Below are 21,790 nucleotides of genomic sequence, written 5' to 3' on the forward strand. Positions count from 1 at the left end.
TGGTTTTCAAATGATATGAATAATATTATTTGAATTCAGAGTCAGCCTATTACAAATCCATAATCTTAGCTTATGAATATATGACTGTAATTCAGCTTGAAACTTATGATTACCAGCGGAAGTGTGCAAAGGCACGGTTTGCTTCAGCCATTTTGTGAGTATCTTCACGTTTCTTAACTGATGCACCAGTGTTGTTTGCAGCATCCATGATTTCTTTTGCAAGACGATCTTTCATAGTGTGTTCACCACGCGCACGTGATGCGTTAACCAACCAACGAAGACCAAGAGTTGTACGACGTTCTGGACGAACTTCAACTGGGACTTGGTAGTTTGAACCACCGACACGACGTGCACGTACTTCAAGTACAGGCATGATGTTGTCCATAGCTGTTTCAAATACTTCAAGAGCATCGTTTCCAGTTGCTTCTTTAATTTGCTCGAAAGCATCGTATACGATTGTTGCAGCAGTACCACGTTTACCGTCAAGCATTACACGGTTGATAAGACGTGTAACGATTTTTGAATTGTACAATGGATCTGCCAATACTTCGCGTTTAGGCGCTCTATTTTTACGACTCATTTTATCTTATCTCCCTTCTTATCCTTTAGGACGTTTAGCACCGTATTTAGAACGGCTTTGTTTACGATCAGCTACACCTGCAGTATCAAGTGCACCACGGACGATGTGGTAACGTACCCCTGGAAGGTCTTTTACACGTCCACCACGGATAAGAACAACGCTGTGTTCTTGGAGGTTGTGTCCGATACCTGGGATGTAAGCAGTAACTTCGATAAGGTTGCTCAAACGTACACGAGCGAATTTACGAAGGGCTGAGTTAGGTTTCTTAGGTGTCATTGTTCCAACACGTGTTGCAACACCACGTTTTTGTGGTGAAGATACGTTAGTTTGAACTTTTTTGTGGCTGTTGTAACCAACGTTCAAAGCTGGTGATTTAGATTTTACAACTTTTGATTGACGTGGTTTACGAACCAATTGGTTAATTGTAGGCATCTACATTCTCCTGTGTTTTTTATTTTTGGTTGATATGGCACTTGGTGACAGCCCATATCTGTGTGTACTTTTGCAACTTATGTCAGCACGTCTCTGTACACTTTTGAGAGACCAAAAGTAAAAAGTACCGTCTAATATAGTATCATTTTTTGATGATTATTGTCAAGACTTTCTTGTTAAAAAGAAAAATTCCTAATCGTTAAATTAGGAATACTATCGTAGATTAATTATTTATCAAAAATATTACCGACTTCAACTTCTACCTTCTGTGCTTTTACATCGATGTCAGAAACAGTAAGTAATGATTTATATTCATGGATATCACGATCGCCTTTAGCATTCTCTGCGAATACAGCTACACCTACTAACTCACTATCAAATTCTGAAAGCAAGCTAATCATACCTGTAATGGTACCGCCACCTTTAAGAAAATCATCAACAATAAGGACGCGGCTATTTGGTTTCAAACTACGTTTTGAAAGGAACATCTTTTCAATACGATCACTTGAACCACTAACGTAGTTTACCGATACGGTTGAACCTTCTGTAATTTTCAAGTCACGACGAACGATAACAAATGGAATGTTCAAGACATCTGCTACTGCATTTGCTAAAGGAACTCCTTTGGTTGCAACTGTCATAACGGCATCAATTTTTTGTCCTTTAAAGGCACTGGCAATGATACGACCAACATTTTTCAAAATAGACGGTGTACTCAATAAATCAGATAGGTAGAGATAACCACCTGGTAAGATACGATCACTCTCGGAAAGACGCTTACAAAGATCTTCAACCAGACTTCTTGCATCTTCATCAGAAATAGTTGGTGTAAACATAACGCCACCAGATGCACCCGTTACTGTTTCGATTTCTCCTATTTGACTTTCCTCAAAAGCTTTTTTAATGATAGCAACATCTTCTGAGATTGAAGACTTTGCAACTTCATAACGCTCTGCAAAGGTGTTGAGGCTTGTCAATTGATAAGGATTATTAATCAGATAGTTTGAAATCACTACCATGCGCTCACTTCGTTTTAATTTCATATGTTACCTATATTTTCTGTACTTTTTAACTATTATACCATAATACAGCAAAAAACGAACATTTTCATATAAAATGCTCGCTTAATTTCGATTTTAATCAAATTTTGGCTTGTAGAAAGAACGATTATCCATAGCAAAGAGACGATTTGTCATTTCTCCTGGACCTACTAGATTAAGGGCTGTCGTCATCATCATCATACTGGCATCAAGATTATCAATCATATGAATAATTTCTGCTTCCATAATACGAGGTCGCACTGGGCTACCATACTCTAGTTGTCCGTGGTGGCTGAGAATGACATGACGCAAAACAACGACATCCTCACGCGTATCATCAATATTGAGCTCCATGAGCACCTTAGTGATTTCTTCATCAATCAAAGCAATATGACCAATTAAGTTTCCACGAACCGTATACTCAGTATTTTCAGGACCAGTAAGTTCAATAACCTTAGCCAAATCATGAAGCATAATTCCGGCAAAGAGTAGGCTCTTATTGAGCTCTGGATAAATATCTCCAATGCTGTCCGCTAGGCGAACCATAGTAGCTGTATGATAGGCTAGTCCACTTTCAAAAGCATGATGATTTGTTTTAGCAGCTGGAAAAGTGAAGAACTCTTTATTATACTTTCGATAAAGGGCACGAACAACACGCTGCCAAGTTGCTTCCTCAATCTTGAAAATCATTTGCTCTAGGTATTCGCGTACTTCGGAAGGATTTACTGGTGGTTTCTCTTTGAAATCAGCCGGATCATTTGGCTCACCAAATGTAGGCAAGCGTAAGGTAATTTGGTTTACCTGAGGAGTATTATTATAAACCTCTCGACGGCCCTCCATATGCACTACTTTACCTGTGGTAAATTCTTCGACATTATAAGGCTGAGCATCCCATAGGTTTCCTGAAATCTCTCCAGTATCATCCTGGAATGTAAAGGCAATGTAATCCTTTCCTGCTCTTGTCTTACGTACCTCTGCACGCTTAATCAGATAAAAACCTTCAAAATACTCGTCTTTTTTCATTTGATTAATCTTCATGCTTATCCTCGTTTTCTAATCGTGGTAAATCCAACAAACTTTGTGTCGCACTGTCTTGATAGGTTTCAATTGTATCAAGAGCTCTAACAATTGCCCTACTCCTTGTGTTGAGAAGACTATCGACTGTTTTACTCGCTGTATTCAATTGTTTCTGAGCTTTAGCTAACATATCTCCAAACCTGCCAAATTCTAGTTTGACGTTACCTAAAATCTTACTAATATCATCCGCATTCTTTTGAATATTCAAAGTTCTAAAACCTACAGACAATGAATTCAAGAGTGCTGATAAGGTTGACGGCCCTGCGATAACAATATTCTCCTCACGACGAAGGGCGTCAAAGAAGGCTGGTTGGCGTACTACCTCAGCATAAAGCCCTTCCGTCGGCAAAAATAATATGCCAAAATTTGTAGTTTCAGGTGGGTTAAGATACTTCTTGTTAATATCCTTTGCAAATCGCTTAATACTAGTCAAAAGTGACTTACGGTGATTCTCAATCTCCTCTTTATTACCAGACTCATAAGCATCTTCCAGACGATAGTAATCTTCCAAAGGAAACTTAGAATCAATGGGAAGGTAGATATATTCATCTTTATGGTTTCCTGGCATTTTGATTGCATATTCAACTCGTTCACTTGAACCTGATACCGTAGGAAATTCTCGCTCGTACTGATTAACAGTCAATATGTCTTCAATAATTTGTCCTAATTGAAGCTCACCCAGAATACCTCGTGTTTTTGTATTTGAAAGGACCTTGTTAAGACTTCCAACATCCTTGGCTACATTTTTCATTTCCCCCAAGCCCTGATTAACAGACTCTAATTGTCTTGAAACCGTCTCAAAAGAGGCTTGTAAACGTGTTTGTAAGGTTTGCTCAAGTTTCTCTTCAACTGTCTGACGCATTTGTTCCAAACGTTTCTCATTGGAATCCTGCATATCTTTAACAGCTTTGGTTAAGCTTTGGTTTATTTGCTCAAGACGTTGGTCAGAACGGTCTCGATTATCAGACAAATTTTGATGTAAAACCTCTCGGATATCTGTCAACTGTTGATATAGTTCCATCTGCAATTGGTTCAATTGCTTTGTCGTTTCCAGTTGGTTTGTCTTAGCAAAACTTTCCAATTGAAACGAAACTTGATCTGAAAGATTATCTGCATTTTCTTCCAAACTCTTATTAATCTGTTCTTTTAACTCCATATTCTTCAAGAAAAGAACAATAAGAATCCCCAAGCTTAATAAAGTTAAAAGTGTAAGTAGATAGATCATACTAACTCCTATCTTTAGTCTGGATGACAATCACATATCCATTTGGCACAATCACTTGAATTGGACCATCAACGAATTCATTGCTAGAATAGATTTTCTTCTGGAAATAATTCATACTAGTTAATTCGTATTTTGCTCCCAAAATCGTCAGTTCTCCATCACCCTCATGTAAAAAAGAAACATATGTCATTCCAGGTTCTGGTAAAACTTTATGACTTCCTTCTGGATAATAAGTAATCTTATTTTGCTTATCTCGCAAACAGATACGCCTCATAAAAGGAGCTAATTCAGGATCGCTGACCAAAAATATATTTGATAACATATGATCAATTCTGCCACCAAAAGCACCGAAAATAGTTACTTCCGCCTCAGGATATAACTGAAATGTAATTTTTAGGGCTAACTCTGTATCCGTGTCATCCTTTTCAGCCGGAGCAATCATACAATCTTTGGTAGCTGATTGGATCATCTCTAACTCTGACCGAGATACTGAATCAAAGTCTCCAACAGCCAAATCAATAGGTAAACCTAACTCCAACAAACGTAAGCACGCACGATCCACCCCAACAAAATAATCAAAATCGGTAGTGAACCACTCTAGCTCACCACCGACAAATAAAGCTATTTTAGGCATCGATAGCATCACGAAGCGTTTGAACTTGCGCTGTCAAATCAGGATTTTTGAAGAGGTAAGAGCCCGCGACAAAAACATTAGCCCCCGCCTTGGCACATGCTGCAATAGTGTTATTATCTACACCACCATCAACTTCAATATCGAATGAATAGCCACCTTTTTCGCGAAGCTCCACAACGCGCTCTACTTTAGACATCATTTCTGGAATGAACGCCTGACCACCAAAACCTGGATTTACAGTCATGATAAGTACTTGATCCACTAAATCAAGTACAGGAATAAGTGCCTCAACTGGGGTTCCAGGATTAATCACAACACCTGCTTTCATACCAGCAACTTTGATTTTCTGGAGGGCACCATGGATATGCCTAGTGGCTTCAACATGAATGGTCATGATATCTGCACCAGCTTGTGCATAGGCATCCACATAACGCTCAGGATCAACAACCATAAGGTGACAATCAAAAACTAACTTGCTATGTTTACGCATACTAGCAACCACATCTGCTCCCCAACTGATATTAGGAACAAATTGACCATCCATAATATCAATGTGAACATATTCCGCACCTGATGCATCAATACGAGCTAGTTCTGAAGCAAAATTAGCATAATCAGCAGCTAGGATAGAAGGAGCAATTTTATATGACATGAGAGACCTACTTTCTTTTTACAGTTTTTTTATATGTTTCACGACGATTTTCAATTTCACTTAGAAATTGAAGGTAATTATCATAACGGACTTGCCAGATTTGGCCATTTTCAACCTCTTCCTTAACAGCGCAAGAAGGCTCATGGGTATGAGTACAAGAACGGAATTTACAACCATGACTAGCTTGACGAATTTCCGGAAAAGCTTCACTCAAGTCCTCTGCATTATCCACTTCATAATCTAGCGAAGAGAATCCTGGTGTGTCAGCAATCTTCCCACCATGAACGTCATAAAGACTTACAGCCCTTGTAGTATGACGTCCACGACCTAAACTGTCTGAAATCTCACCTGTTTCTAAATGTAACTGTGGGGCAATACGGTTCAACAAGGTTGATTTTCCAACACCCGTCTGTCCCATAAAGACTGTTATTTTATCAGTCAAGAGCGGCAATAGTTCTTCCAAACTGAAGATAAAATCAAAACCAATTCTTTGATATTGTTTTTGAATGGCTTTCATTTCTGAATCATCTTCAACCAAGTCCATCTTAGAAATATAGATTACAGGCTTTATATTTTTATGCTCTAGTAGAACCAAAAAACGGTCCAAAAGATTACAGTTAAAATCCGGTTCCTTAACAGACATAATAACCACAGCCTGATCTATATTGACAATGGGTGGACGCACTAAACTATTGATTCGTTGACCAATTTTAAGGATATAACCTTCTGAATTTTCCTCTGCTGAAAATTCAACAAAATCTCCAACATAAGGTGTTTGTCCTTTTTTTCTAAAATTTCCTCGTGCACGCGTCTGGTATATAACACCATCATGCTCTACATAATAGAAACCTGCCAGTGCTTTGATAATTCTTCCTTGCAAGTGAACTCCTCATTCGTTTAATAGCCCTATTATATCACAAATTAGAAAGCTTTTCTGGAACAAAAAAACGGATTTTCCATTTCCCATGGGCCTCCTTGCATTTTCAATAGATTGCAGTATAATAGGCATATCATCTGCGGAGGTGGTGGAATGGCAGACACGCATGCTTCAGGCGCATGTGCTTTTTCAAGCGTGAGGGTTCAAATCCCTTTCTCCGCATAACTAATAATCCCACTGAGATTCAGTGGGATTTTTGAATTATAGGCCTGCTTCTCTCAAAGCATCTGATAAATGTGCAAAATCAGAAATAGATAAAGCCTCTCCACGAATAGAAGGTTTTATATCTGCAATTTCCAATGCCTTCTCAAGTTTGGATTTTACTTCTTCAGATTTACCAAAATGATTTGTTAAATTATTCCACAATGTCTTACGACGATGGACAAAGCTAGCCTTAGCCACTCGGAAAAGGAAATCCTCATCTTTAACTTCAACCAACGGTTGTTCACGACGCGTCATCTTCAAAATGGCTGAGTCAACATTAGGTGCTGGTACAAAGACTGTACGAGGGACAATGAACGCCACTTTAGCGGTCATATAATACTGAACGGCAATTGATAGAGAACCATAGGCCTTGCTATTAGGCTCTGCAGAAATGCGGTCAGCGACTTCTTTTTGCATCATAACAACAAATTCTGCAAAAGGAATCTTACTCTCAATCAAATGCATCAAGATTGGCGTCGTAATATAATATGGCAAATTGGCTACAACCTTAATTGGTAGTTCTGGATTTTTAAATTCTTTTACCCGTGTCTGCAAATCTGCCTTGAGAACATCTTCATTAATCACGTTAACATTATCATGATCATGTAATGTATCCTCTAAAATCGGAACCAATCGATCATCAATTTCAAATGCCATAACTTCCGCAGCATTTTCAGCCAAGAATTCTGTTAATGCTCCGATACCAGGTCCAATTTCGATTACATTGACATTTTTATCAATCTCTGCCGTATCAACAATTTTTTGTAAAATATTTGTATCTGTTAAGAAGTTCTGTCCGAAAGACTTCTTAAAGGTAAAGCCATGGCGTTCAAGGACAGCCTTGGTCACGCTATAATCTGCAATTCTCATTTATTCTCTTTTCTTGTTAATTTCACGATTTTTATATTTGGACACAAAACAAGTCCAAATCCTTAACTATCCCAACCTCTATAATAAGCTACTTAGTAGCGATTTGATTTTAAGATTACTGGTAGTCTAGTAATTTGACATAGCCTCTTCCAGCTCCTCTAAAGTAATTCCAAACAATTCCAAACGTTTTAGAAGCTGCTTGCCATTGCAGTAACCAATACGAAGTGCCTCACCCAAATATTCTCGACGCTTTCGGCTATCTGCTCCCATTAGTAGTCCTAACTTCATAAGATTTGATTTACTAATATCAAACTGATTATCATCATCGTAACTACCTAGAACTCCAGATAAGGCCTTTTGAAGATCCTCAAAACTCGCATGCTCAACACCCAATGAACGACCTTTAGTCTTAGATTTTGGTGTTGCTTCCCCACGGTTTAAGAAAGCATGCTTTGCTGTCGGAACAGCTTCCATGATGATTTTACGGATACGTTCACCATTATAGTCTGGATCAGTGAAAACAATCACTCCGCGTAAGTCATTAAGCTTATTGATACGCTCTAAGTCGTCTTCATTGATAGCAGAGCCTCTAGTCTCATAGGTATCCACCTCATAAAAACGTCTCAAATTTGCCGTATCATCCTTACCTTCTACCACGATGACTTCTTGAATTTTTATTTTATTCATCCAGACCAAAAATCCTCATCGCATTATCATAAGTAGCCCTAGCAACCTCTTCACTTGTTAAGCCACGAAGCTCAGCAATCTTGTCTACTACGTAACGTGTATAGCCTGTACGATTCTCTCGACCACGTTTGGGAACAGGTGCCAAATACGGTGCATCCGTTTCAACCAGAATCTTATCTAAAGGTAACTTCTGAGCAGCTTCTTGAACATCCAAAGCCTTCTTAAAAGTTACAACACCTGAAAATGAAATCATCATTCCAAGATCAACAAATTTTTGAGCCATTTCTAAGGATCCTGAGTATGAGTGCATAATCCCCCCACGAGGACCAACACCAACTTCTTTAATAACAGCGTAAGTATCCTCAAGTGCATCACGTGTATGGACAACAAAAGGTAGATTGTATTCCTTTGACAAAGCTATTTGACGCTTAAAGACATCAATCTGAATCTCTTTAGGATCTTCCATCCAATAATAATCCAAACCGATTTCCCCAAGTGCCACTACTTTCGGATTATCCAATTGTGATACAATCATATCCTCAATTTCCTGAGAATAGGACCCTGCTTCCGTAGGATGCCATCCAATCGTACTATATAGTTGATCATACTTCTCTGATAGTGCTAAAGATTTATCAATTGTTGGCTTATCAAAACCAACAATATTCATTTTAATAACACCTAGTTCAGCTGCAAAATCTATTTCTTCTTGTTCTTTTCCTGCAAAATTATCCACATTAAGATGGGTATGCGTATCAAAAATTTCAATCATAGGTCTATTATAACAAAAACGAGCGAGCATAGCTCACTCACCTTTTCATTTTATTAAACAAAGAGTCGCATATATTCAATCTTTGTACAACGATTCATTACAATATCCTGTCTATTCGCTTGACGAAGAATAGTCTCAGCTTCCTCATTCTCAAGACCAATTTGACTCCAAAAAACTTTTGCATCTGTCTCAAGAAAATCATAAGCAACATCTGGTAAAAACTCACTTCGTCTAAATACATCAACAATATCAATCGAAAATGGAATATCTTTAAGATAAGCATAAACATGCTCTCCCAGAAGCTCCTGACCTTCTAGTTTAGGATTTACTGGTATGATACGATAACCAGCAGCCTGTAGAAAATGAGCAACCTGATAAGATGCTGCCTCCTTACGATGAGATAAACCAACAATTGCAATCGTCTTTGCTGATTTTAGATAAGACTCTATAACCTCAGCACTAGGATTTTGAAATGAATAAGACATAAGACTCTCCTTGTCGTTCGAATAAAATAAAAATCCCTAAACGGGACTGTGACGATTAGTTAGCTAAGCTCTGCAACGATAGCTTTAATTTGTTCTTTTGTATGTACACCTGCAACTTGCTTAACAACCTCACCATCTTTTTTGAAGAGTAAAGTTGGGATAGACATAATTCCAAACTTCTGAGCTGTTTCTGGGTTCTCGTCAACATCAATTTTAACAATCTTAAGTTCATCTTCTGAAATTTCTTCAGAAAGTTGCTCAAGAATTGGTGCTTGCATCAAGCAAGGCCCACACCAAGTTGCCCAAAAATCAATCAAAACTAGCCCTTCAGCTGTTTCTTGTTCAAATGTAGCATCTATTACTACTTGTGTCATATATTCATCCTCCTAGACATTATAAAACTTTTGTAGACCTATTCTATATGATTCTAAAGGCCATTGCAAGAATTTGACACATACATAAAAAATTCTTATCAAATATTAGTCATTGCCTATCATAGACATCACTTGCTCACAGCCTATCTTGGGAGTATAATAATAAAAAACTAAAAAAATAGAAATGAGTAAATATGGATAAAGATGCAATGATTACCTATCTCATAGGTGAACTCAAAAAAGAAAATCTAGAATTACATGATTTGATTATCCCAGAAGAACTCGAGGAAAAGCAAAAGCTTCTCAGAGCCCTCTTTAATACACGTAAACCAATGGCAGCATCAACACAATTCTTGACAATACAAGATCTTTACCTACAAGTTAGGAAAGGGGAACGTGGATTTGTACAACTCAGTTCACTCCAGCCCATCCCTCAAGATGATCGAATCTACCTCTGGAAGGGTGATATTACAAGACTTGAAGTAGATGCAATCGTAAATGCAGCCAATAAAACCTTACTAGGATGTATGAAACCACTCCATGATTGTGTAGATAATGCTATTCATACATATGCAGGTGTTCAGTTACGCCAAGCTTGTTTCGAACTCATCTTAGAACAAGGATATGAAGAACCCGTTGGTATGGCTAAAATCACTCCAGCTTACAACCTTCCTTCTGCTTTTGTCATTCATACAGTAGGTCCGAAAATAGTAGACCAACCGACACAAATTGATGAGGATCTTTTAGCAAAAAGCTATCTCTCAGTATTAGCACTAGCCGAGAAAAATAACATTGAATCAATTGCTATTCCATGTCTATCAACTGGGGATTTCAATTTTCCAAAACAAAAAGCTGCCAAAATCGCCATTCAAACAGTCAAAACCTTTATTAATGAGTCAAGTATAATAAAAAAAGTCATATTTAACGTATTTGATGATGAAAATTTAGCAATTTATCAAAAACTCCTTGCTGAATAAAAAAGAAGAAAATCAAAATGATTTTCTTCTTTCAGATTGAAGACAAAGTCCTCAGAAGTTATACTTCTGGGGATTTTTCTTGCTTTGAAGGAGTATAATAAAAGAAAAAGGTATTTGATGAGGTGTTCCTATGTTTCACAAAGAAAATCCTGAATACAATCGACGTCAAGTAGGATTCTATACGCTTGATGAACTTGTGCCTAAAGACCATTTTCTAAGAAAAGTCGAGGAAACGATTGATTTCTCTTTTATTTATGATCTTGTCGAAGATAGTTATTCCTCGGATAATGGTCGCCCTAGTCTAGACCCTGTTTTATTAGTTAAAATTCCGTTGATTCAATGTTTTTATGGCATTCGTTCTATGCGCCAAACCATTAAAGATATTGAGGTGAATACGGCTTACCGTTGGTTTCTTGGCTTATCTCTGGACGATAAGGTGCCTCATTTTACAACTTACGGTAAGAACTATAGCCGACGCTTTGAAAACAAGGAAGTGTTAGCACACATTTTTAGTCATGTGCTTCATCATGTTTTGGAAGCAGGGCTCATTGATCCCTCAGAAATCTTCATTGATGGGACCCATATCAAGGCAGCTGCTAATAATCATAAGTACAAAACTGTTGTTATTGATCAAAAAGCTAAATTCATGAGTGAACAACTGGAGATTGAGATTAATTTAGATAGGAAAAAACACGCAAAAAAGTTCTTAAAGCCCGCCAAAAAAGGCGAGGCTAAACCTAAGAAACAATCAACGACAGACCCAGACAGTGGTTGGTTTCATAAGGGGGAACATAAGGAAGTCTTCGCTTACAATGCTCAAGTAGCTTGTGATAAACACGGCTGGGCCTTAGCTTATACGGTTGAAGCAGGAAACATCCATGATAGTCAGGCTTTCTCTGCTCTTTTTGTCAAACTAGAACCATTCTCACCTGAATTCATTATTGCGGATTCAGGCTATAAAACACCTAGTATTGCCAAGTTTCTTCTAGAAAAAGGGATTACACCAGTTTTCCCTTACACTAGACCAAGAGGTAAGAAAGATTTTTTACGTCCAAAAGACTTTGTCTATGACGAGCATTTTGATTGTTATCTTTGTCCAGAGAACCATGTATTAACTTATCGTACAACCACACGTGAAGGTTATCGAGAGTATAAAAGTAATCCTAAAATTTGTAAGACCTGTCCCTTGTTAGCGATTTGTACTGAAAGTCGCCAGCACCAAAAAGTTGTTGTGCGTCATATTTGGAAAGATGCCCTAGAAGTCTGTGAAGATATTCGCCATCAAAGTGGTATGAAAGAACGGTATCAACACCGGAAAGAAACGATAGAACGGTTATTCGGAACAGCTAAAGAATATCATAACTTACGTTATACCAGAGAAAAAGGAAAGTCCAAAATGGAAGCTAAGGTTGGGCTTACTTTAGCGTGTCTAAATATCAAAAAATTGGTAAAAATGATGACAGGAAAGACCTATAATTTTACCCAAATATCTCAATATTATTGGATTATAGGAGAATTAGGTAAGAATATAAAAAAGACAAACATCAAAAACGATGTTTGTCTTCATTCTGAAAGAAGAAAATCAAAATGATTTTCTTCTTTTTTATTGCATAACTGAATGCTCTTTTAAAAGATTAAAAAATGAGGGATAATCTCTTTTAAGATTAACAAAACCACCATTCTTAGACAAGAAACTATGTTCAGAAGCAGCTGTACAAACAAGAACACCATTCTGATTTACCATATGGTATACAAAAGAAAGTTTAGCAGATTTAACACTTTTAACATTAATCTCAATAGAAATCACATCTGCAAAAGTAGAAGTAGCTTTATAGTCACAGGAAATTGAAGTAACAGGAGAGATAATTCCCTCCTCTTCAATTTTTTCATAAGCCCAACCTATCTCTCTTAGAAAAAAAGTTCTAGCCTCTTCCATCCATCGTACATAATTGGAATGATGAGTAATACCCATTCGATCTGTTTCATAATACTGGACCTCGTGTTTACAAATAAACATAAGAACCTCCAAAAAGATTAAGAAATAAAATCTAAAATGTCATCCTCAGAAAGAGAAGAGTCGCAAACAACCTTAGCAGTTCCATTTTCTGAAACAAATAGGGCTGGAACGGTAGCAATACCATATCTTTTACGTAAAGCTTGGATATCTTCAAGTTCTTCACTATTTTCACTATTAATATAGAAAATAGTAAGATTTGAATTACAAGCAACATTTGATAATTTAGGTTCAAAAAGTTGACAATATGGACAGGAAGGACGGCCAATAAATAAAATAAACTTATCTGTAGAAGAAATTTTATCTTTAACAGTAGAAATAGAAATAGGTGTAAACGCTGACGCAAAATTCGACATAATAATACCTCTCAAATAAAATATAATCATATCATATCTGAAATTAAGAGTTTTAACAAGTAAATAACTTGACAAAAAAAGCTAGACCTAAATCCAGCAATGAAATCTATACTCCGCCAGTAGGACTCGAACCTACGACATCATGATTAACAGTCATGCGCTACTACCAACTGAGCTATGGCGGATAAACGCTAAGCGACTACCGTATCTAACAGGGGGCAACCCCCAACTACATCAGGCGTACTAGGGCTTAACTTCTGTGTTCGGCATGGGAACAGGTGTATCTCCTAGGCTATCGTCACTTAACTCTGAGTATTCTCAACTCAAAATTGAATATCTATACTGTATCAAGAAACCAAATCGTTGTCAATATGTCTCAGTTACTTTCTTTGGATAAGTCCTCGAGCTATTAGTATTAGTCCGCTACATGTGTCACCACACTTCCACTTCTAACCTATCAACCTGATCATCTCTCAGGGCTCTTACTGATATAAAATCATGGGAAATCTCATCTTGAGGTGGGCTTCACACTTAGATGCTTTCAGCGTTTATCCCTTCCCTACATAGCTACCCAGCGATGCTCTTGGCAGAACAACTGGTACACCAGCGGTAAGTCCACTCTGGTCCTCTCGTACTAGGAGCAGATCCTCTCAAATTTCCTACGCCCGCGACGGATAGGGACCGAACTGTCTCACGACGTTCTGAACCCAGCTCGCGTGCCGCTTTAATGGGCGAACAGCCCAACCCTTGGGACCGACTACAGCCCCAGGATGCGACGAGCCGACATCGAGGTGCCAAACCTCCCCGTCGATGTGAACTCTTGGGGGAGATAAGCCTGTTATCCCCAGGGTAGCTTTTATCCGTTGAGCGATGGCCCTTCCATGCGGAACCACCGGATCACTAAGCCCGACTTTCGTCCCTGCTCGAGTTGTAACTCTCGCAGTCAAGCTCCCTTATACCTTTACACTCTGCGAATGATTTCCAACCATTCTGAGGGAACCTTTGGGCGCCTCCGTTACCTTTTAGGAGGCGACCGCCCCAGTCAAACTGCCCGTCAGACACTGTCTCCGATAGGGATAACCTATCTGGGTTAGAGTAGCCATAACACAAGGGTAGTATCCCAACAACGCCTCACTCGAAACTGGCGTCCCGAGGTCATAGGCTCCTACCTATCCTGTACATGTGGTACAGATACTCAATATCAAACTGCAGTAAAGCTCCATGGGGTCTTTCCGTCCTGTCGCGGGTAACCTGCATCTTCACAGGTACTAAAATTTCACCGAGTCTCTCGTTGAGACAGTGCCCAAATCATTACGCCTTTCGTGCGGGTCGGAACTTACCCGACAAGGAATTTCGCTACCTTAGGACCGTTATAGTTACGGCCGCCGTTTACTGGGGCTTCAATTCATACCTTCGCTATTGCTAAGCACTCCTCTTAACCTTCCAGCACCGGGCAGGCGTCACCCCCTATACATCATCTTACGATTTAGCAGAGAGCTGTGTTTTTGATAAACAGTTGCTTGGGCCTATTCACTGCGGCTGACCATAAGTCAGCGCCCCTTCTCCCGAAGTTACGGGGCCATTTTGCCGAGTTCCTTAACGAGAGTTCTCTCGCTCACCTGAGGCTACTCGCCTCGACTACCTGTGTCGGTTTGCGGTACGGGTAGAGTATAATTAACGCTAGAAGCTTTTCTCGGCAGTGTGACATCACTAACTTCGCTACTAAACTTCGCTCCCCATCACAGCTCAATGTTATAGATATAAGCATTTGACTCATATCACACCTCACTGCTTGGCCAGACACTTCCAATCGTCTGGTTTAGTTAGCCTACTGCGTCCCTCCATCACTATATACTCTAGTACAGGAATATCAACCTGTTGTCCATCGGATACACCTTTCGGTCTCTCCTTAGGTCCCGACTAACCCAGGGCGGACGAGCCTTCCCCTGGAAACCTTAGTCTTACGGTGGACAGGATTCTCACCTGTCTTTCGCTACTCATACCGGCATTCTCACTTCTATGCGCTCCAGCACTCCTCACGGTACACCTTCTTCGCACATAGAACGCTCTCCTACCATACCTATAAAGGTATCCACAGCTTCGGTAATATGTTTTAGCCCCGGTACATTTTCGGCGCAGGGTCACTCGACTAGTGAGCTATTACGCACTCTTTGAATGAATAGCTGCTTCTAAGCTAACATCCTAGTTGTCTGTGCAACCCCACATCCTTTTCCACTTAACATATATTTTGGGACCTTAGCTGGTGGTCTGGGCTGTTTCCCTTTCGACTACGGATCTTAGCACTCGCAGTCTGACTGCCGATTATATCTCGTTGGCATTCGGAGTTTATCTGAGATTGGTAATCCGGGATGGACCCCTCACCCAAACAGTGCTCTACCTCCAAGAGACTTAACATCGACGCTAGCCCTAAAGCTATTTCGGAGAGAACCAGCTATCTCCAAGTTCGTTTGGAATTTCTCCGCTACCCACAAGTCATCCAAGCACTTTTCAACGTGCCCTGGTTCGGTCCTCCAGTGAGTTTTACCTCACCTTCAACCTGCTCATGGGTAGGTCACATGGTTTCGGGTCTACGACATGATACTAATACGCCCTATTAAGACTCGGTTTCCCTACGGCTCCGTCTCTTCAACTTAACCTCGCATCATATCGTAACTCGCCGGTTCATTCTACAAAAGGCACGCTCTCACCCATTAACGGGCTCGAACTTGTTGTAGGCACACGGTTTCAGGTTCTATTTCACTCCCCTCCCGGGGTGCTTTTCACCTTTCCCTCACGGTACTGGTTCACTATCGGTCACTAGAGAGTATTTAGGGTTGGGAGATGGTCCTCCCAGATTCCGACGAGATTTCTCGTGTCTCGCCGTACTCAGGATACTGCTAGGTATAAAGACTATTTCGAATACGAGGCTATTACTCTCTTTGGCCTACCTTCCCAGGTAGTTCTTCTATAATCTTTAAGTCCACGTTGCAGTCCTACAACCCCGAAGAGTAAACTCTTCGGTTTGCCCTCTTGCCGTTTCGCTCGCCGCTACTAAGGCAATCGCTTTTGCTTTCTCTTCCTGCAGCTACTTAGATGTTTCAGTTCACTGCGTCTTCCTCTACATTACCTTAACAGTAATGAGTGACAGGCATTACCTGCCGGGTTCCCCCATTCGGACATCTCTGGATCATTGCTCACTTACAGCTCCCCAAAGCATTTCGTCGTTAGTCACGTCCTTCATCGGCTTCTAGTGCCAAGGCATCCACCGTGCGCCCTTATTAACTTAACCTTATTTTGGTCTTTCGACCTAACTCATTAAATATTCACAGCGTTTCGGTTTATTTTCTTGTTACTATCTATATGTAATTAATTACATATGGAATTTGATATAGATATTCAATTTTCAATGGACAATACTTGAATCTTGCGATTCAATGGAGCCTAGCGGGATCGAACCGCTGACCTCCTGCGTGCAAAGCAGGCGCTCTCCCAGCTGAGCTAAGGCCCCACAAGACCTCTCAAAACTAAATAAGAAACTCAAGTACATTCCGTTTTTCCTTAGAAAGGAGGTGATCCAGCCGCACCTTCCGATACGGCTACCTTGTTACGACTTCACCCCAATCATCTATCCCACCTTAGGCGGCTGGCTCCAAAAGGTTACCTCACCGACTTCGGGTGTTACAAACTCTCGTGGTGTGACGGGCGGTGTGTACAAGGCCCGGGAACGTATTCACCGCGGCGTGCTGATCCGCGATTACTAGCGATTCCGACTTCATGTAGGCGAGTTGCAGCCTACAATCCGAACTGAGATTGGCTTTAAGAGATTAGCTTGCCGTCACCGACTCGCAACTCGTTGTACCAACCATTGTAGCACGTGTGTAGCCCAGGTCATAAGGGGCATGATGATTTGACGTCATCCCCACCTTCCTCCGGTTTATTACCGGCAGTCTCGCTAGAGTGCCCAACTGAATGATGGCAACTAACAATAGGGGTTGCGCTCGTTGCGGGACTTAACCCAACATCTCACGACACGAGCTGACGACAACCATGCACCACCTGTCACCGATGTACCGAAGTAACTTTCTATCTCTAGAAATAGCATCGGGATGTCAAGACCTGGTAAGGTTCTTCGCGTTGCTTCGAATTAAACCACATGCTCCACCGCTTGTGCGGGCCCCCGTCAATTCCTTTGAGTTTCAACCTTGCGGTCGTACTCCCCAGGCGGAGTGCTTAATGCGTTAGCTGCGGCACTGAATCCCGGAAAGGATCCAACACCTAGCACTCATCGTTTACGGCGTGGACTACCAGGGTATCTAATCCTGTTCGCTCCCCACGCTTTCGAGCCTCAGCGTCAGTTACAGACCAGAGAGCCGCTTTCGCCACCGGTGTTCCTCCATATATCTACGCATTTCACCGCTACACATGGAATTCCACTCTCCCCTTCTGCACTCAAGTTTGACAGTTTCCAAAGCGAACTATGGTTGAGCCACAGCCTTTAACTTCAGACTTATCAAACCGCCTGCGCTCGCTTTACGCCCAATAAATCCGGACAACGCTCGGGACCTACGTATTACCGCGGCTGCTGGCACGTAGTTAGCCGTCCCTTTCTGGTAAGCTACCGTCACAGTGTGAACTTTCCACTCTCACACTCGTTCTTGACTTACAACAGAGCTTTACGATCCGAAAACCTTCTTCACTCACGCGGCGTTGCTCGGTCAGGGTTGCCCCCATTGCCGAAGATTCCCTACTGCTGCCTCCCGTAGGAGTCTGGGCCGTGTCTCAGTCCCAGTGTGGCCGATCACCCTCTCAGGTCGGCTATGTATCGTCGCCTAGGTGAGCCGTTACCTCACCTACTAGCTAATACAACGCAGGTCCATCTTGTAGTGGAGCATTTGCCCCTTTCAAATAAATGACATGGGTCATCCATTGTTATGCGGTATTAGCTATCGTTTCCAATAGTTATCCCCCGCTACAAGGCAGGTTACCTACGCGTTACTCACCCGTTCGCAACTCATCCAAGAAGAGCAAGCTCCTCTCTTCAGCGTTCTACTTGCATGTATTAGGCACGCCGCCAGCGTTCGTCCTGAGCCAGGATCAAACTCTCATTAAAAAATTTAATAATTGTTCGAGCGTTAACTCATTACCGTCGTCTGACGATTTATTCTTGTAAATTGACAGGTTATAATTTCTTCTATAACCCTGCACTTGGTTTCTTATTCAGTTCTCAAAGGTCTTTGTCTCTCTTAAGACAACTTCTATATTCTAGCAAATCTAGAATGTCTTGTCAACACTTTTTTTGAAGTTTTTTCACTTCTCGTGTCCGCTGTCTCTCGCGAAACAGCTTATTTATAATATCATCTCTGACCTGTCTTGTCAATAACTTTTTTAAAGTTTTGGAACCTTTTCAAGTTTGTGGCAAGTCTGTTAAGACAACTTTTATATCTTAACACCCAAATTAATGCTTGTCAATAGGGTTTTGCAAAAAAATAAAGCAGTACAATCATGTACTGCTAAATAAATTATTTAAAAATTTCTTTTACTTGACTTGTAACCATACTTTTCTATAAAGTCTTGGCGGAACTCAAGTAAATTGTCATCTATAATAGCTTGTCGTACTTTAGCCATTAAATTCACCAAGAAGTAGAGATTATGATAACTTGTCAGGCGAATTCCAAACGTTTCATCCGCTTTCAACAAATGTCTCACATAAGCACGTGTGTAATTTTTACATGTATAACAATCACACTCAGGATCTATAGGGCTAAAATCTTCTGCATACGCCGCATTTTTAACCACGAGGCGTCCTTGACTCGTCATACAAGTTCCGTTACGAGCAATTCGTGTTGGGAGAACACAATCATACATGTCAACGCCACGAATAACACCGTCGATCAAACTATCTGGTGCCCCTACCCCCATAAGATAACGTGGTTTATTCTCAGGAAGTAAAGGTACAGTAAAGTCTAGAACTGCATTCATCTCTTCATGAGTTTCTCCTACTGCAAGACCTCCAATTGAATAACCTGGAAAATCCATGGAAACCAAATCCTGTGCAGATTGTCTACGAAGATCTTCAAAACCTGCTCCCTGTACGATTCCAAAAAGACCTTGGTCATGTGGACGACGATGTGCTTTCAGCCCTCGTTCTGCCCAACGACTTGTACGTTCAATAGAATTTTTCACATAGTCGTATGGTTGGTAAAATTGAGGGCATTCGTCAAAACTCATCATAATATCTGAACCGAGATTGTTCTGAATCGAGATCGCTTTTTCAGGAGATAAAAACATCTTACTCCCATTAAGGTGATTTTTAAAAGTTACACCTTCTTCCGAGATGTTTCGTTTTTCGGCCAATGAATATACTTGGAAACCACCGCTATCTGTAAGAATCGCTTGGTCCCAATTCATGAATTTATGGAGTCCTCCAGCTTTAGCAACGAGCTCATCACCAGGTCTTAGCCATAAATGATAGGTATTGGCCAAAATAATTCCTGAACCCATCTGTTTTAATTCTTCAGGAGATTGCGTTTTTACTGTAGCTTGGGTACCTACAGGCATAAACATCGGTGTTGGAAAAGTTCCATGAGGCGTGATAATTTCCCCCAGGCGTGCTCCTGTGTGTTTTTCTTTCTTTATAAGACGATATTTAATAGGAAAGTCAGTCATTTATACTCCTTACATTAGGAAAAACAGTCCTAAGTATTTTTTAGTAAGTGGTCATTATCCACAACCGCTTTAGTTTATCAAAAATTACAAGAATTGTCAGCTCTATATTTTCAAACTTTCGATGAACAACAGCAAACATCAACACTATCATTTATAGCAAAAACAAAAAGCAACAGTCTCGAGCACTGTTGCTTTCAATAATGTCTTAAGCTGAAAGAACTTTACGTCCTTTACGACGACGAGCTGCAAGAACACGACGTCCGTTTTTAGTTGACATACGGTGACGGAATCCGTGTTTACGTTGACGACGGATTTTACTTGGTTGATAAGTACGTTTCACGTTGAATACCTCCTGATAGATTTTCGTATTCGTTTAGCCGGCTATTTTTGATCAGTTACTAAACATACCATACTATTTTATAGCAATAGCTTAATCTTGTCAAGAATTACTTAGATATTAATTTCATTATATCTTCGATGCCCGGAGGCTAGTGATAACTGTAAACTACAATGCCGTTCCTATATCATCGCTTGCTCATAACCTTCTTGCTAGTTTAGCTATTTTCTTGAGTACCTCTTTTCGCTTATGATCACTCATATACTCAACAGGTGAAACCTGGGTAACTTTGACCGGTTTAATACCACAAGGTTTTAGGACTTGAAATTTTAGGACTTTGCTATAATCTTGAACTAAAGGTAGAACAATCTTTGGTGTATTGTGGGTTGTAATAATCCAAGCTTTCCCAGTCAATTTACCATCCAATCCACGGGGTGTATTTTCATAGGCAAAACCAGCAACAAAAACGCGTTCAATAAATCCTTTCAAGATAGCTGGCATTCCACTCCACCAAGTTGGAAAAATAAAAATCAACTGATCTGCCCAAGTTATTAAATCTCGATAGTCTTTCATAGCTACATCGTGCGCTAAGTCTCTTCTCCTATGTGTTGTATCAAAACGTAAAACAGGATTGAACTTCTCTTTATACAAATCTAGAATCTTTAACTCATGTTTAGACGATAAATTTTCTTTAACAGTCTCTAGTATAGAGGCATTGTAGCTCTTATCGTTTGGATGGGCGTAGATAATCAAGTTTTTCATTGTTTAGCTCCTTTAACATAGATGTCTAACATAGTACTAACAGTCTCTTCAATAGTGTTACTATTGAAATTATCACCAATAGGACTCCTTACCAAAACGGCTAATCCAGTAATAAAACTCCAGATATGAACTAATATTTCTGCCTCACTACCCGAAATATTCATGTTACTTTTCAGCTCCAGAACCACACTCTTAAAGTGCTCAAACCCTGGTAAATGGGCATTAACAGAGATACTGTCCCGAGTGAGCTCCATATAATTGAAAGGAAACTTAATAAACAAGGCCTCAAAACTATTTGTTTCTTTTTGAGCAAATGCCACAAAATTACAGCCCATTAATACTAATTGACCTCTTACATCAAGCGAAGAGTCTACCCCTTTTGTCAGATACTTCAAAAAGATCTCAGATAAATGCTCCAAAACTACCTGAAGATATACATCCTTATTTTCAAAGTGCTTATAGGGTGCCCCATGGGTGACCCCACATCTTTGAGCCACCGTTCGGATAGATAGTTGATCGACACCTCTTGTTCTTATCTCCTCGGCTCCAGTTGCGATTAACTTTTCCTTCAATTCAGCAGTATTACGTTTCATTTTGACTCCTATTTCCATCTAAGTAGACAGCGACTACCTTTTAAATAAAGTATACACCGTCTACTTTTTGTTGTCAAAAAAACTAGCCTTCAAATAAGACTAGTTTCTGTAAGCAATAA

At 40.1% G+C, this 21,790-nt stretch carries 21 protein-coding genes, 3 tRNA genes and 3 rRNA genes; 3 read left to right on the forward strand and 24 right to left on the reverse strand.

The window, feature by feature from the left end:
* Positions 1-109: 109 nt before the first annotated feature.
* From rpsG to rsgA, 8 genes are all read right to left on the reverse strand, one after another.
* On the reverse strand, positions 110-580 hold the full coding sequence (gene rpsG, locus NSQ79_RS09140; RefSeq protein WP_002884746.1) for a 30S ribosomal protein S7: 471 nt from the start codon (positions 578-580) through the stop codon (positions 110-112).
* A gap of 18 nt (positions 581-598) precedes the next feature.
* A complete protein-coding gene (gene rpsL / locus NSQ79_RS09145) occupies positions 599-1,012 on the reverse strand; it encodes a 30S ribosomal protein S12 (RefSeq protein WP_002884809.1) in 414 nt (137 codons plus the stop codon).
* 227 nt (positions 1,013-1,239) lie between these two features.
* A complete protein-coding gene (gene purR / locus NSQ79_RS09150; protein ID WP_049527624.1) occupies positions 1,240-2,055 on the reverse strand; it encodes a pur operon repressor in 816 nt (271 codons plus the stop codon).
* Positions 2,056-2,148: 93 nt separating this feature from the next.
* Positions 2,149-3,090, reverse strand: a complete 942-nt coding sequence (locus NSQ79_RS09155; RefSeq protein ID WP_041817284.1) for a 3'-5' exoribonuclease YhaM family protein — start codon at positions 3,088-3,090, stop codon at positions 2,149-2,151.
* The gene (locus NSQ79_RS09160) at positions 3,080-4,354 is read right to left on the reverse strand and encodes a DNA recombination protein RmuC (protein ID WP_045771680.1); all 1,275 of its coding nucleotides are present in this window, start codon (positions 4,352-4,354) and stop codon (positions 3,080-3,082) included. Before NSQ79_RS09160 ends, NSQ79_RS09155 begins: the two co-directional genes overlap by 11 nt.
* Before the next feature lies 1 nt (position 4,355).
* Positions 4,356-4,988 (reverse strand): thiamine diphosphokinase, encoded by a 633-nt coding sequence (locus tag NSQ79_RS09165; protein ID WP_013991211.1) that lies wholly within the window; start codon positions 4,986-4,988, stop codon positions 4,356-4,358.
* Positions 4,981-5,640, reverse strand: a complete 660-nt coding sequence (rpe, locus tag NSQ79_RS09170; protein WP_013991212.1) for a ribulose-phosphate 3-epimerase — start codon at positions 5,638-5,640, stop codon at positions 4,981-4,983. Before rpe ends, NSQ79_RS09165 begins: the two co-directional genes overlap by 8 nt.
* 7 nt (positions 5,641-5,647) lie before the next feature.
* On the reverse strand, positions 5,648-6,520 hold the full coding sequence (gene rsgA, locus NSQ79_RS09175) for a ribosome small subunit-dependent GTPase A (RefSeq protein WP_014632574.1): 873 nt from the start codon (positions 6,518-6,520) through the stop codon (positions 5,648-5,650).
* A 136-nt stretch (positions 6,521-6,656) separates the two neighbouring features.
* Between rsgA and NSQ79_RS09180 the strand changes: the two genes are divergently transcribed.
* A tRNA-Leu gene (locus tag NSQ79_RS09180) sits at positions 6,657-6,739 on the forward strand.
* Positions 6,740-6,778: 39 nt separating this feature from the next.
* Here NSQ79_RS09180 and rsmA read toward each other — a convergent pair.
* The 5 genes from rsmA to trxA form a co-directional block, all read right to left on the reverse strand.
* Positions 6,779-7,651 carry a 16S rRNA (adenine(1518)-N(6)/adenine(1519)-N(6))-dimethyltransferase RsmA gene (gene rsmA / locus NSQ79_RS09185; RefSeq protein ID WP_049527628.1) on the reverse strand — a complete coding sequence of 291 codons (873 nt, stop codon included), beginning with the start codon at positions 7,649-7,651 and terminating at the stop codon, positions 6,779-6,781.
* A 126-nt stretch (positions 7,652-7,777) separates the two neighbouring features.
* Entirely contained in the window at positions 7,778-8,338 is a 561-nt protein-coding gene (rnmV, locus tag NSQ79_RS09190; RefSeq protein ID WP_013991215.1) for a ribonuclease M5, read from the reverse strand.
* The gene (locus tag NSQ79_RS09195; RefSeq protein ID WP_014632573.1) at positions 8,331-9,107 is read right to left on the reverse strand and encodes a TatD family hydrolase; all 777 of its coding nucleotides are present in this window, start codon (positions 9,105-9,107) and stop codon (positions 8,331-8,333) included. Before NSQ79_RS09195 ends, rnmV begins: the two co-directional genes overlap by 8 nt.
* Positions 9,108-9,160: 53 nt before the next feature.
* A complete protein-coding gene (locus tag NSQ79_RS09200) occupies positions 9,161-9,592 on the reverse strand; it encodes a CoA-binding protein (protein ID WP_014635075.1) in 432 nt (143 codons plus the stop codon).
* 59 nt (positions 9,593-9,651) lie between these two features.
* On the reverse strand, positions 9,652-9,966 hold the full coding sequence (trxA, locus tag NSQ79_RS09205; protein ID WP_014632572.1) for a thioredoxin: 315 nt from the start codon (positions 9,964-9,966) through the stop codon (positions 9,652-9,654).
* Between the two features lie 194 nt (positions 9,967-10,160).
* Between trxA and NSQ79_RS09210 the strand changes: the two genes are divergently transcribed.
* On the forward strand, positions 10,161-10,943 hold the full coding sequence (locus tag NSQ79_RS09210) for a protein-ADP-ribose hydrolase (RefSeq protein ID WP_002884817.1): 783 nt from the start codon (positions 10,161-10,163) through the stop codon (positions 10,941-10,943).
* Between the two features lie 130 nt (positions 10,944-11,073).
* The gene (locus tag NSQ79_RS09215; protein WP_061652421.1) at positions 11,074-12,534 is read left to right on the forward strand and encodes an IS1182 family transposase; all 1,461 of its coding nucleotides are present in this window, start codon (positions 11,074-11,076) and stop codon (positions 12,532-12,534) included.
* A gap of 12 nt (positions 12,535-12,546) precedes the next feature.
* Here the strand turns inward: NSQ79_RS09215 and NSQ79_RS09220 are convergent, their stop codons facing one another.
* From NSQ79_RS09220 to NSQ79_RS09270, 11 genes are all read right to left on the reverse strand, one after another.
* A complete protein-coding gene (locus tag NSQ79_RS09220; protein ID WP_013991218.1) occupies positions 12,547-12,960 on the reverse strand; it encodes an acyl-CoA thioesterase in 414 nt (137 codons plus the stop codon).
* Between the two features lie 17 nt (positions 12,961-12,977).
* A complete protein-coding gene (gene traF, locus NSQ79_RS09225; protein WP_049527782.1) occupies positions 12,978-13,313 on the reverse strand; it encodes a conjugal transfer protein TraF in 336 nt (111 codons plus the stop codon).
* Positions 13,314-13,424: 111 nt separating this feature from the next.
* Positions 13,425-13,498: transfer RNA gene (locus tag NSQ79_RS09230), tRNA-Asn, on the reverse strand.
* Positions 13,499-13,503: 5 nt separating this feature from the next.
* Positions 13,504-13,619 (reverse strand): 5S ribosomal RNA (rrf, locus tag NSQ79_RS09235).
* An 83-nt stretch (positions 13,620-13,702) separates the two neighbouring features.
* A 23S ribosomal RNA gene (locus NSQ79_RS09240) occupies positions 13,703-16,602 on the reverse strand.
* Positions 16,603-16,748: 146 nt separating this feature from the next.
* A tRNA-Ala gene (locus NSQ79_RS09245) sits at positions 16,749-16,821 on the reverse strand.
* 54 nt (positions 16,822-16,875) lie between these two features.
* A 16S ribosomal RNA gene (locus tag NSQ79_RS09250) occupies positions 16,876-18,423 on the reverse strand.
* Together the 16S, 23S and 5S rRNA genes with 2 tRNA genes alongside form the textbook arrangement of a ribosomal RNA operon.
* 413 nt (positions 18,424-18,836) lie before the next feature.
* The gene (gene tgt, locus NSQ79_RS09255; protein ID WP_013991220.1) at positions 18,837-19,979 is read right to left on the reverse strand and encodes a tRNA guanosine(34) transglycosylase Tgt; all 1,143 of its coding nucleotides are present in this window, start codon (positions 19,977-19,979) and stop codon (positions 18,837-18,839) included.
* A gap of 205 nt (positions 19,980-20,184) precedes the next feature.
* Positions 20,185-20,319 (reverse strand): 50S ribosomal protein L34, encoded by a 135-nt coding sequence (gene rpmH / locus NSQ79_RS09260; protein WP_002885866.1) that lies wholly within the window; start codon positions 20,317-20,319, stop codon positions 20,185-20,187.
* Positions 20,320-20,514: 195 nt separating this feature from the next.
* Positions 20,515-21,078 (reverse strand): NAD(P)H-dependent oxidoreductase, encoded by a 564-nt coding sequence (locus NSQ79_RS09265; RefSeq protein WP_013991221.1) that lies wholly within the window; start codon positions 21,076-21,078, stop codon positions 20,515-20,517.
* On the reverse strand, positions 21,075-21,671 hold the full coding sequence (locus tag NSQ79_RS09270; RefSeq protein WP_013991222.1) for a TetR/AcrR family transcriptional regulator: 597 nt from the start codon (positions 21,669-21,671) through the stop codon (positions 21,075-21,077). The genes NSQ79_RS09265 and NSQ79_RS09270 overlap by 4 nt, the downstream gene beginning before the upstream one ends.
* Between the last annotated feature and the right edge of the window lie 119 nt (positions 21,672-21,790).

The organism is Streptococcus sp. FSL W7-1342, assembly GCF_037966635.1.
Classification (GTDB): Bacteria; Bacillota; Bacilli; order Lactobacillales; family Streptococcaceae; genus Streptococcus; species Streptococcus salivarius_D.

Coding starts and splice junctions, on each gene's coding strand:
- rpsG (WP_002884746.1), bottom strand. CDS start 580: ATGAGTCGTAAAAATAGAGCGCCTAAACGCGAAGTATTGGCAGATCCA.
- rpsL (WP_002884809.1), bottom strand. CDS start 1,012: ATGCCTACAATTAACCAATTGGTTCGTAAACCACGTCAATCAAAAGTT.
- purR (WP_049527624.1), bottom strand. CDS start 2,055: ATGAAATTAAAACGAAGTGAGCGCATGGTAGTGATTTCAAACTATCTG.
- NSQ79_RS09155 (WP_041817284.1), bottom strand. CDS start 3,090: ATGAAGATTAATCAAATGAAAAAAGACGAGTATTTTGAAGGTTTTTAT.
- NSQ79_RS09160 (WP_045771680.1), bottom strand. CDS start 4,354: ATGATCTATCTACTTACACTTTTAACTTTATTAAGCTTGGGGATTCTT.
- NSQ79_RS09165 (WP_013991211.1), bottom strand. CDS start 4,988: ATGCCTAAAATAGCTTTATTTGTCGGTGGTGAGCTAGAGTGGTTCACT.
- rpe (WP_013991212.1), bottom strand. CDS start 5,640: ATGTCATATAAAATTGCTCCTTCTATCCTAGCTGCTGATTATGCTAAT.
- rsmA (WP_049527628.1), bottom strand. CDS start 7,651: ATGAGAATTGCAGATTATAGCGTGACCAAGGCTGTCCTTGAACGCCAT.
- rnmV (WP_013991215.1), bottom strand. CDS start 8,338: ATGAATAAAATAAAAATTCAAGAAGTCATCGTGGTAGAAGGTAAGGAT.
- NSQ79_RS09195 (WP_014632573.1), bottom strand. CDS start 9,107: ATGATTGAAATTTTTGATACGCATACCCATCTTAATGTGGATAATTTT.
- NSQ79_RS09200 (WP_014635075.1), bottom strand. CDS start 9,592: ATGTCTTATTCATTTCAAAATCCTAGTGCTGAGGTTATAGAGTCTTAT.
- trxA (WP_014632572.1), bottom strand. CDS start 9,966: ATGACACAAGTAGTAATAGATGCTACATTTGAACAAGAAACAGCTGAA.
- NSQ79_RS09210 (WP_002884817.1), top strand. CDS start 10,161: ATGGATAAAGATGCAATGATTACCTATCTCATAGGTGAACTCAAAAAA.
- NSQ79_RS09215 (WP_061652421.1), top strand. CDS start 11,074: ATGTTTCACAAAGAAAATCCTGAATACAATCGACGTCAAGTAGGATTC.
- NSQ79_RS09220 (WP_013991218.1), bottom strand. CDS start 12,960: ATGTTTATTTGTAAACACGAGGTCCAGTATTATGAAACAGATCGAATG.
- traF (WP_049527782.1), bottom strand. CDS start 13,313: ATGTCGAATTTTGCGTCAGCGTTTACACCTATTTCTATTTCTACTGTT.
- tgt (WP_013991220.1), bottom strand. CDS start 19,979: ATGACTGACTTTCCTATTAAATATCGTCTTATAAAGAAAGAAAAACAC.
- NSQ79_RS09265 (WP_013991221.1), bottom strand. CDS start 21,078: ATGAAAAACTTGATTATCTACGCCCATCCAAACGATAAGAGCTACAAT.
- NSQ79_RS09270 (WP_013991222.1), bottom strand. CDS start 21,671: ATGAAACGTAATACTGCTGAATTGAAGGAAAAGTTAATCGCAACTGGA.